The following is an 11,689-nucleotide window of genomic DNA, read 5'->3' as shown; positions in this document are numbered from 1 at the left end:
AGCTTGCTTCAAGATACTCATGATCAAGCTGTCTGAATACTTAGATGTTTTCATAGAAAATCTCCTTAAATCAAGGTTATTCGATTTTCTACTTTTAAACTCAATTATTTTTAGGGAGGATTACCGTTATTAATTTCTACAGATCCAGGTGATCTAGTATTGGATATTACCTGTGGGTCTGGTACTACTGCTTTTGTTGCAGAAAAATGGGGGCGCCGATGGATAACTTGTGATACTTCTCGCATTGCAGTCACTTTAGCTAAGCAGCGATTGATGACTTCAAGCTTTGAATATTATGAACTTAAATATCCTAACGAAGGTTTGAAAGGAGGTTTCTTTTATGAAACTGTTCCTCATATCACCTTAAAGTCGATCGCGAATAACCCAGATATTGATCAGATTTATGATCGATTGCATCCTAAAATTGAAGCAGCACTAGCACAGCTAAATAAAGAGTTAGTTGCTCAGCCACCAGCATCTTTTAAAGTGACTGAAGGTCGTCGTAAAGGTGAATCTTTAGACTTTTCTAAAAAAGCTGAATTCTTGGAATGGGAAGTGCCATTCGAAGCACCTGATGATTGGAATGAGGCTCAAGTCAAAGCCTTAGATGATTTCCATCAAGCCCGTATCGCTATGCAGAAGCAAATGGATGAAGCGATTGCAGCACACGCTGATCAAGAAATTTTATATGACAAACCAATCATCAATAAAAATCGCCTTAGAATTAGTGGACCATTTACAGTTGAAGCTGTGCCTTTCCCGACAGTAAAAGCTTTAGATGAAGCTGAAGCTTTAGACGAAGCAGATGCAAGTATTGCACGTACAGGTGAGTCAGGTCGTAAACATCAATGGATGGCAGAGCTTGCTAAGGCAGGAATTCGTGGTCCAAATGGTCAGATGATTAACTTCACTGACTTGGAGCTAATTCCTTACGATAAAGATATGCAGAATATCCATGCGATTGGTCACATAGAAAACGGTGATCGAGTTGTTGTAAGTTTTGGTCCTGAACATGCAGCCTTAGAACAAAGACAAGTTGCAAATGCCATGAACGAAGCTGGAAACTTCTTCCCACTACCTAAAATGATCGTCTTCTGTGCATTTACCTTTGATCCAGAAGCAGCCAAAGATATCGATGCGATTAAGGGGATTACTGCACTTAAAGCACAAATGAATACCGACTTACTTACAGAGGACTTAAAGAAAGCCCGCTCTAGTAACCAAAGTTTCTGGTTGATGGGACAACCTGATGTCGAAGTTCATAAACTAAAAGATGGCAAGTATCAGGTTGAAGTACTTGGGTTTGACTACTTTGATACAGTCAAAGGCGAGTTGATTTCTGGTGGTAAATCCAAGATTGCGATGTGGAGTTTGGATACTGATTACGATGAACGTAGTCTTTTCCCACATCAAGTCTTCTTCCCAATTGCAGGTAAAGGCGAAGGGTGGGAAAAGCTGAAGAAAAATATTCGTGCTGAATTGGATGAGACTCAATTAGAGAAATTCCACGGAACGAAAAGTTTGCCTTTTGAAGCAGGTGATAATAAAAAGATTGCGGTCAAAATTATTGATGACCGAGGTATTGAATCACTCAAAGTCATGAACTTGGATTAAGGTGGCAAGATGTCTCAAAACTCATTAATTATTAGTTCACCTTTTGAATGCCCAACATATCATTGGGAACGCAATCCACAGAACAGTCAGCTCGACTTAAAACAAGGTCGTCGCCCTGCAAGCTATGAAATTTTTGATACACGCAGTAATACGCTTCGTTCTGTTGAATTGGATTTGGTTAATCGTATTCGACATCGTGTAAATGAATGGCGTGAAGCAGATTATCCTGGTGTCACTGCGATTACTCGTCAGTTACTTACGCATTGGTATGATAAAGAAACCACACGTCCTTATGAGTTTTATTTCTGCCAGATTGAAGCAATTGAAACCTTAATTTGGCATGTAGAGGCGACACCAGAATTTAAGCAAGGTATTGCGATTTCTGGTGATGGTGGGGAATGGGAACGACTCTGTAATAAGATGGCAACAGGTTCGGGTAAAACCACTGTCATGTCGATGATCATTACATGGCAAGTTCTGAATGCAATTACTTATCCTAAACGTCATAAAGATTTTTCAAAGGCAGTTTTTATTGTTGCGCCGGGTTTAACTGTCAAAGAGCGTTTGCAGATCTTAATGCCTGGTCATCCACAAAATTATTACGATGATTTTTCACTATGCCCAAATGAAGTACTTCGTCAAAAACTTAATCAGGCAGAGATTCTGATTGAGAATTGGCATTCACTGATGCCACAAAAAGAGCCTGAGCGCTCAGTTGTTAAAAAGGGTAAGGAAAGTGATGAAGCCTATGTTAGACGTGTATTAGGTTCATTAGCTAATCATAAAAACATCGTTATCATCAATGACGAAGCACACCATGCTTATCGTAAGCCTGCTGAGGTTAAAATCAGTAAAAAAGATGCTGAAGAATTTGGGATTGATTTAGATGAAGCCACACGTTGGGTTGAAGGTCTAGATCGTATCCACAAAGCAAGGGGTATCATTCGTTGTTTTGATTTATCTGCAACGCCATTTGCACCAACAGGTAAGAAAACTACTGAAAGTGCATTATTTGAGTGGGTAATTTCCGATTTTGGACTTTACGATGCGATTGAAGCTGGGTTGGTCAAAACGCCTCGAATCGTAGTACGTGACAGTGCCTTACCAAGTACAAAAGATTTAAAACCAAAGCTTTACCATTTATATCGTGAAGATGAGGTCAGAGAAGATTTAAACCGAAAAGCAGAACCACATGAAGCATTACCACAAATTGTTCAGCAGGCATACACACTTCTAGGAGCAGATTGGCGAGAAGCACTGAAAGCTTGGGAACAAGCAGGAATGACCTCTCCACCAGTCATGCTGACGGTTTGTAATAGAACAGAGACAGCAGCTCGTATTGAGCATTACTTTAATAAAGGTGACGCACAGTGGGCTGAATTAAAAGCACCTGATAAGACTTTGCGAGTTGACTCAAAGGTGCTTGATAAAGCTGAAAAAGGTGAGGCTGCATCAGCTGACTCCACATACGAAAATCGATTAAGAGAGATAGTAGAAGCTGTCAATCTACCGAATGATAAGAAGCAAGAACTTTTAAGCCTGAAAAAAGAAGAGCTGTTGCGTGCGATTGTAGATAATGTTGGTAAACGAGGAACAGCTGGTCAGAGTTTGCAAAATGTTATTTCGGTTGCAATGCTGTCTGAAGGATGGGACGCAAAAAATGTTACCCACATTATGGGATTACGTGCTTTCTCAAGTCAGCTACTCTGTGAGCAGGTCATTGGTCGTGGTCTCAGACGTGTTGGTTATGATACTCAACCAGTTGAATGTCCCGATGGTATAGTTCGTGAATTATTTGCACCTGAGTATGTGAATATTTTTGGTGTTCCTCTCTCGATTTTCCAAGATGTCGGTGAAGGCAGTAGTAATCCACAACCACCAAAGCCTACGACTCAAATATCTACTTTGGCTGAACGATCTTCGCTAGAAATATCATGGGCGAATGTGCTGAGAGTTGATAGTGTTTTAAAAGAAAAACTAGTCGTAGATTGGGCGAAAGTTCCAAGTATTCGATTAGATCCAAGTGAAATTCATGTCTCTGCTGATTTAGCTCCAGCTTTAGGCGGTGCTACAGATTTATCTAAGGCAGTCGGGATTGATCTTGAGCTCTTACCTGAAGAGTTTCGTATGCAAAAGCTTTTGTTTATTGCAGCACGTAAAGCTTTTGAAAATGTCGAGCAAGGATATACTGGTAGCAAAGAGATATTAATTCAGCAATTAATTCGTTTATCTGAAGAGTTTTTAAAGTCAGATAAGATCGATATTCCTTCTTTATTTCATCAAGAACCACTCAAAAAACGTATTCTTATTGCGCTTTCGATGGATAAAGTTGTTCAGCATTTAGTGACGTATGTGCATCAGGCAAACGTGACAGCATTAGAACCGATCTTTGATATCGAAAAACCTATTGGCTCAACTGAGGATATGAGAACGTGGTATACAACAAGATTGTGCCAACCTACTGAGTATTCTCAAATCAGCCACATGGTTGCAGACGGATCATGGGAAGCTTATGCAGCCAATGTTTTAGAAAAATTTGGTAGGGAGAAAATAATTACTTCCTATGCTAAAAATGATCACTTAGGTTTTAATATTTACTATATGTGGAATGGTAGTAAAAGGAAGTATGTCCCTGATTTCCTCATTCGTCTTGCAAATGGTAAAACCCTTGTACTAGAAATTAAAGGCCAAGACAGCGATCAAAACAGAGCTAAACGTTTAGCCTTGGATGTGTGGGTAAAAGCAGTAAACCAAAAGGGTGGTTTTGGAGCATGGGCTTGGGATGTGGTTAAAGAAGAGCCTTCTCGTATGCATGATGTGATTTTGGAGCATGCAAAATCTGCCACTTATTCTAAACCTATAGGTGAGCTGTTTTTAGATTTGTAAAAATAAAGATACATACAAAATCCTTCTTTTTAGGAAGAAGGATAAGATTTATTCTTGTATGTTTAAGTTTAGCTCAATAGAGGAAATATGAAATACCAACCGCCTTATACCATCACATCTAAAATCATTTACCTGATTGCACAGATTAGTGAGAATATAGGGCGCCTGACTGTTTTAGAAGAAATCCAAGACAGCTTAAAACTACGAAAAGCCAATCGTATCCGTACCATTCAAGGCTCACTGGCGATTGAAGGGAACACTTTAAGTACGGAACAGATCACGGCGATTCTAAATGGTAAGACCGTAATTGCACCTCCAAAAGAAGTTCAGGAAGTGCGTAATGCGATTAAAGCCTATGAAGCCTTTCAGCAGTGGCAACCAAGTCAAGAGTCGGACTTACTACAAGCTCATCAAATTTTAATGACAGGCTTGATTGATGAAGTTGGTCAGTATCGTCATGGTGGTGTCGGTGTAATGTCAGGTGATCGAGTGGTGCATATGGCTCCACCTGCGAATCAGATTAACCGTTTAATGGCTGATTTACTTGATTGGTTAAATGATAGCGAAGAGCATCCTCTTATTCAAAGTTCAGTATTTCACTATGAGTTTGAATTCATTCATCCATTTGCGGATGGCAATGGTCGCATGGGAAGGCTATGGCAAACTTTAATATTAAGCAGATGGAATCCAATCTTTGCTAATATTCCTGTTGAAAGCCTGATTTATCAAAATCAGAAAGCCTATTATGAAGCATTACAAGCAAGTACGGATCGAACAGATTCAGCACCTTTTATAGAATTTATTTTGCAGATGATTTTAGATGCAATTCTTAGTTCAACTGATACCGCTCAAGATAGCGGTCATGTTACCGCTCAAGCTTACGTACAAGTGAGCGATCAAGTTCAGCGTTTAATTTCAGCAATGAAGCTAGAAGACTACACTTTGGCTGAGTTGATGCAATTGGTTGGTTTAAACCATCGGGCAACATTCCAAAAGAATTATTTGAATCCAGCAATAGAAGCAGATTTGATTGAGCGTACTATTCCAGATAAGCCGAAAAGCCCTAAGCAAAGGTATCGTCTTAAATCATGATTTAGCTTGAAAAAATATTTAGTTACATTTTTACTTAAACAGTTAAACATGAATGAGAATTAAAAAGCGTAAAGTAAGTTTTAAATTAAATAATTAATTATTAATCAGTAACTTATACAAAATTTTTCTTGATTGTGTTATCGGGTTTTGGTAAAAAAAGTACTACTAAGTTTGAGATCAATGTGATGAGTACTTTTGAAATGCAAGGTCTGACATGGAAGGCGAGGTCAAAGTATCAACAAGATGCCATTTTGATTGAAAATAAAGTTATTCAACATGATGGACTCATCACTAAACTATATAGCCATTCTGAAAAAGAACAGTGGTGTGTTGCTGTAGCGGATGGGATTAGCAATAGTCCAGTAGCTGAGCAAGCAGCCTATACAGTTTTAAATGCTTTAATGCAAAATAAAAAGATAGAAACTTGTCAAGCATTTACCATTCAGCAGTATCTTGTTGATCAATTAGCACATCAAAAAAATAGTTTTGGAGCCAGTTCAACACTTGCACTCATTCAAAATAATGGCGAACAAGGTTTTGTGACAATTCAACATATTGGGGATAGTCGAGTATATTTGTTTAGCCAGCATGATCAAAAGTGGCACTGCCTGACGAGAGATCATAATTATCTTGAACAGTTAAGAGAAAATGGCGAGATAAAAGAAGGGGGAAACTATGCCAGTATTTATGGTGCATTATTACAATACTTTTGTGCTGATCCTTTGCATGAAGTGATGGATTTTACAACAACAGAAGAATATTTGACTGAGAATGATGCCTTATTAGTTTGTACCGATGGTGTGCATGATGTGATGGAGTGTACGGAATGGCCTGCTTTAAAAGTAGATATGGAACTTCGAGCATGGTTACTCGACATGAAAGCGTCATTAGATTCGAAACAGGCGTATGACAATGTCAGCATGATCTTAGTACGAGCAAAAATTTAATTCATTGAGAATGGGGGAATTATGCAATCAGACGATCTTTTTGAACGTGCCAAATTATTCATAGAGGAAGTAGGTGTCGTTTCGGTATCGAGTTTACAACGTAAGTTTTTAATTGGACATACTCAAGCAGAACAAGTGCTAAATCAGTTAATTGAAGAGAATATTTGTGAGAGCCACTTTGTTCAAGAGCAAGGCTATATTTTAAAAAAAATTTCGAAGTAAGGTAATTTAGAAAAGGATACGGTATGTCGATCAGATTAAAAAATCTTTATAAGCTTTTGATTGAGAATAGGAAGCATGAAGTTTTGGGATGGAATAAAGCATATAAAAATTTTTATAATCAGGTCGAAAAAAAACGAGAATGCATAAAACAAGGAGAAACATTATCAGAGAGGGATGAAAATTTTCTACAGCAGCTTCTCTATGATAAAAATAATGGTATTGCTTCTCGTGGGCAGTCGACTTTGAGTGAAATCGACTTCCGTAAGGTTATTAAAAATAAAGAATTTTTAACAGCCTTAGAACAATTGATTCTTGAGCCTAATATAAGAAGCTACAAAATATTTCAAGATCATTGGTCTGAATATATAGAAAAAAATAATCCAGTGCTTGTTAATAGGGTAGTTGCTGCATGTACTCTTGATGTTTCTACAACGGTAGACTCAGGTAAATTTAACCAAGTTTTTAGTTGGTTAATGCGTGAAAAAATTATTCCAATTTATCCAGATAGTGAACCTCAAGATTGGTTTTCAAAAAATCAATTTTTGATGGAGATTTTGAAACAGGTATTCAGTGAAGAGATGCAGAATCAAGAGACAGACGAATTTTTTTTAAGCCAGTTTGTTTGGGAGCTCTATGAAAATTTGTCAAACCCATTCAGTTTAAAAAAACAAATTATTAAATACGGTGCTCCTGGAACAGGTAAGACTTTTCAGGCTCGTCAGCAAACTTCACTTTTGTTTGATATTTGGAAAGAGGAGTTTGCTCCTGATACTGATTTTACTCATCAAGGTCAGATTGAGTTAGTGCAATTCCATCCGTCTTTCAGCTATGAGGATTTCATTGAAGGACTACGCCCTATTTTAGATGAGAATGGACAAGCCCAATTAACATTACAGAATGGGATTTTTAAAGAGTTTTGTTTAAAGGCTGGTAAATGGGAAATTGATGTATTTAATTTGCATCTAGATAAAGAATGGGATGAGATAAAAATCCTTGATTTATATCCTTATAAAGATCAACTCAGTAATTCATATTGGGACTATATCTTTAGAGTAGAGGACCAAACTAAATTAGTTTCTAATGCTATCCCTCCATTCTTTTTTATTATTGATGAAATTAACCGTGCGGAATTATCTCGTGTTTTTGGCGAGTTAATGTACTGCTTAGAATATCGTGGTGTTAAGGGCAGTGTTAAAACCCAATATGCTAATTTGAATACGAAGAAAACAGGCATACTGGAATTAGGACAGACCTATCAATTTTTCATTCCTACCAATATATATTTAATTGGCACAATGAATACGATTGATAGAAGTGTGGAAAGTTTTGACTTCGCTCTTCGGCGTAGATTTTCTTGGCAAGAGGTGAAGCCAGATACAAGGTTGTTGAAATTCTACCTTTCAGAGCATTGTGCTAAATGGATTGAATTAGCAAGTAGTCTTGAAGAGCTTAATGAAAATATAAAAGCTCAAGCTTTACTTGGTAATGATTACCAGATTGGGCATGCTTATTTAATGAATTTGAAATACCCTAAAAGTTTAAGCTTAACTGAGGTGAAAGCTTTGATTTGGGAAGATAGTATCAGACCATTGTTGCAAGAATATTTACGTGGTACAGGTGAAGAAGCAGAGTTAATAAGATCTTTTAGTAAATCTTTTGGGGTCTAATGTGTGGCTCTTTAATGTCATTAAAAATGGAACTCTGGTCGACAATCAAATTTATACAGTTCAAGATGGAATACTGTATAACCGACGATTAGATAATCCTGTTAAGCTAAATAAAAGGGCTAGTGGACAATGGACGTATCCTTATAATAACGACCAAGCAGTTTGGCACTTTATTAATAGGTTATCTACTGATGTCAATGATTCCTTAATGGAGCGTGGTGCTGATGCTTTGGTTCTCTTTAACGATAGTGAATATGAGCATAATACTGATGACGCTTTATTAAGAGTTAGTGGTATTAATGCAGCTAACTTTACTCTTACCACAGGAAATCTTATTGGCTTTATTAAGCAGGGAGATTATTCATTAAAGATTAGTTCGCGATTTGGGGATAATTTCTTAAGATTTATTATAGCTGACGCTGACGGATTTCTTGAACTGGAGAATTTCGGAGGTCAAAATATAGGGGAGGGTTATGAATGGCTCCTTGCATATCTTTGGAACATTAAATTTAAGCGGGCGTATCGATTAGGGCTTCCAAAAACATATATAACAAAAAATGAGAAGTTAGGGCGAGTGCGTGGGAAGATTGATGTTGTTGATTATTTTAACAATAAGATGTTAGGAAAACATTTATGTAGTTATAGAGAGCATAGCTATGAAAACCCTTCAGCTTCACTTTTCCTTGCTGCTTATGAAATTATAGAACATTACTCATTTTGTCAGCATACGAGGAATATCTATAATACATTTCTTATTGCTAATAAAGGGATAAAAAGGACGAGACAGGAGATTTTGCGAACGCAATATTTCACAAATCCATTTTATAATGATTACAACGTTCTTATAGATTTATCTAAGAAAATCATAAGTCAAAAAAGTTCGGATTTTAGTTCAGATGAAGCATCGAGCTCATTTCTATTTGATGTATCTATGCTTTTTGAATATTTTATTCGTAAGTTAATAAAAAGAGCAGGAATAATTGTGCGTAGTAAATATGCGCAAATTCATAAAATATCAGCAGGTATCAATACTGGATATATGAGGAAATTAGAGCCAGATCTTGTTCTGGAAAGTGCTGAAGGTCTTTATATATTTGATGTTAAATATAAAACTTTCGATAGTAGATTTGGCGTAGGTCGAGAGGATCTATTTCAGCTCCATACTTACATAGGTCAATACGCTAATGAGGCGAAAATCAAAGGATGTGGCTTTATATATCCAATATCAGAGAAAAGATGGGCATCACTTCATTTAGACAGTACTAATGGAGTAATTTCTACTAATATAAAACAACATGGCGTGGATATTCCTTTTCATGTTGTATTCTTTAAAATTACTGAATGTGATTTAGAATTTAATCTGTCGATGAGGAATGAGTGTTTAGATTTTTGTACACGCTTAAAAGAAAAAATTATACAAATGGTTTAACTTACTTTCAGTAATAGGATCTAGATTCTTCAATAGACAAGACTTGAATATAGCGAGTTTAAATCTGCTACAATTGCGCCAATTTTGAATTCCCACTTTTTCAGTTTTAGTACATATTTAGAAATGTGTACATAACTGTGTACATATTGTAGATTTTTCTCATGTTTAAAGATCAATTAGCTAGAGAAGTAAAGGCTCGTAGAACCTTTGCTATTATTTCCCACCCCGATGCTGGTAAAACCACCATGACAGAAAAACTGCTGTTATGGGGACAAGCCATTCAAGTTGCAGGGATGGTAAAAAGCCGTAAGTCAGATCGTGGCGCAACATCTGACTGGATGGAAATGGAAAAAGAACGTGGTATTTCCATTACAACTTCGGTGATGCAATTCCCGTATAAAGACAAAATGATTAACCTGCTCGATACCCCAGGGCACGAAGATTTCTCTGAAGATACTTACCGCACTCTAACTGCGGTGGACTCTGCACTGATGGTGATTGATGGTGCGAAAGGTGTCGAAGACCGTACCATTAAATTAATGGATGTGTGTCGTATGCGTGACACACCCATCATTTCATTCGTCAACAAAATGGACCGCGAAATTCGTGAACCATTAGAGTTGTTGGATGAAATTGAAAATGTCCTCAAAATTAAGTGTGTGCCAATCACTTGGCCAATGGGTACAGGCCGTGATTTCGCAGGGGTGTTTAACCTCATCGAAGAAAAGTTTTATGTGTACAAATCAGGTTTTGGTTCAACCATTCCTGAAATTGAAGTACGTGATGGCTATAACCATGCAGACCTACGTGAAAAAGTAGGTGAATTGGCATGGGCGGCATTTGAAGAATCACTTGAGTTGGTACAAATGGCGAATGAGCCTTTAGACCGTGAAGAGTTTTTAGCGGGTCGTCAAACACCAGTGCTATTTGGTACTGCTTTGGGTAACTTCGGTGTAGATCATGTACTGAATGCTTTTAGTGAATATGCGCCGCCGCCAAAAGCACATCCAACGCAAGACCGTATTGTAGAAGCCAATGAAGAAGGCTTTAGTGGTTTTGTTTTTAAAATTCAGGCCAATATGGATCCGAAGCACCGTGACCGTATTGCTTTCATGCGAATCTGTTCAGGCAAGTATGAGAAAGGCTTGAAAATGAAGCATGTGCGTATTGATAAAGATGTACGTATCAGCGATGCCTTAACCTTCTTGGCAGGTGATCGTCAGCACCTCGAAGAAGCGTGGCCGGGCGACATTATTGGTCTACATAACCACGGGACGATTCAAATTGGCGATACCTTCACTTCGGGTGAAAAGTTGCAATTTACAGGGATTCCGCACTTCGCACCTGAAATGTTCCGTCGTGTACGCTTGAAAGACCCATTGAAGTCCAAACAGCTGCAAAAAGGCCTTAAAGAGCTTTCAGAAGAAGGTGCAACGCAAGTCTTTATGCCACAAAACAGCAATGATTTAATCGTAGGTGCTGTTGGTGTGCTACAGTTTGAAGTCGTCGCCTATCGCCTGAAAGAAGAATACAAAGTCGATTGTATTTACGAGCCTGTCAGCATCAACACGGTACGCTGGGTGTCTTGTGCCGATGAGAAAAAGTTTAACGAATTTAAGAAAAAAGCCCACGATCAGTTGTCTGTCGATGGTGGTGGTCACTTAACTTATCTCGCGCCAAGCCGTGTGAATTTACAGTTAATGCAAGAGCGTTACCCTGACATTGAGTTTAGAAATACACGCGAGCACTAAGCCTCAGGTTGATGATGCTTAATCTGGCAGATGCAATCAGCGTAGCGCAGATGAATGTTCGGCATGCCTAAAAGTTTCAAA

General features: G+C 37.9%; 8 protein-coding genes and 1 pseudogene. All 9 read left to right on the top strand.

All coding sequences use genetic code 11. The features are described from left to right. Positions 1 to 132: 132 nt before the first annotated feature. Positions 133 to 252, top strand: a pseudogene (locus FTU39_RS13900) (DNA methyltransferase); the annotation flags it as partial. A 21-nt stretch (positions 253 to 273) separates the two neighbouring features. Beyond that, positions 274 to 1,614 carry a hypothetical protein gene (locus tag FTU39_RS12255; protein WP_257224486.1) on the top strand — a complete coding sequence of 447 codons (1,341 nt, stop codon included), beginning with the start codon at positions 274 to 276 and terminating at the stop codon, positions 1,612 to 1,614. Positions 1,615 to 1,623: 9 nt separating this feature from the next. After that, positions 1,624 to 4,500 carry a BPTD_3080 family restriction endonuclease gene (locus tag FTU39_RS12250; RefSeq protein WP_180052238.1) on the top strand — a complete coding sequence of 959 codons (2,877 nt, stop codon included), beginning with the start codon at positions 1,624 to 1,626 and terminating at the stop codon, positions 4,498 to 4,500. A gap of 87 nt (positions 4,501 to 4,587) precedes the next feature. Next, on the top strand, positions 4,588 to 5,592 hold the full coding sequence (locus FTU39_RS12245) for a Fic family protein (RefSeq protein WP_180052237.1): 1,005 nt from the start codon (positions 4,588 to 4,590) through the stop codon (positions 5,590 to 5,592). A gap of 185 nt (positions 5,593 to 5,777) precedes the next feature. Next, positions 5,778 to 6,539 carry a PP2C family serine/threonine-protein phosphatase gene (locus FTU39_RS12240; protein ID WP_004842513.1) on the top strand — a complete coding sequence of 254 codons (762 nt, stop codon included), beginning with the start codon at positions 5,778 to 5,780 and terminating at the stop codon, positions 6,537 to 6,539. A 21-nt stretch (positions 6,540 to 6,560) separates the two neighbouring features. Further along, a complete protein-coding gene (locus FTU39_RS12235) occupies positions 6,561 to 6,761 on the top strand; it encodes a DNA translocase FtsK (RefSeq protein WP_004842512.1) in 201 nt (66 codons plus the stop codon). A gap of 23 nt (positions 6,762 to 6,784) precedes the next feature. Beyond that, complete coding sequence (locus FTU39_RS12230; protein WP_180052236.1) at positions 6,785 to 8,428, top strand: McrB family protein; 1,644 nt, start codon at positions 6,785 to 6,787, stop codon at positions 8,426 to 8,428. 1 nt (position 8,429) lies between these two features. Further along, complete coding sequence (locus FTU39_RS12225) at positions 8,430 to 9,857, top strand: hypothetical protein (RefSeq protein WP_004890055.1); 1,428 nt, start codon at positions 8,430 to 8,432, stop codon at positions 9,855 to 9,857. 161 nt (positions 9,858 to 10,018) lie between these two features. Next, positions 10,019 to 11,608: a peptide chain release factor 3 gene (locus tag FTU39_RS12220; protein WP_167846306.1), complete on the top strand. Its 1,590-nt coding sequence runs from the start codon at positions 10,019 to 10,021 to the stop codon at positions 11,606 to 11,608. Positions 11,609 to 11,689: the final 81 nt, after the last annotated feature.

The sequence above is a fragment of the Acinetobacter sp. YH12099 genome (assembly GCF_013419195.1).
In the GTDB taxonomy this organism is placed as follows: domain Bacteria; phylum Pseudomonadota; class Gammaproteobacteria; order Pseudomonadales; family Moraxellaceae; genus Acinetobacter; species Acinetobacter towneri.
The sequence above is the reverse complement of the archived record's forward strand: the minus strand, read 5'-3'. Positions and strand labels throughout refer to the sequence as shown.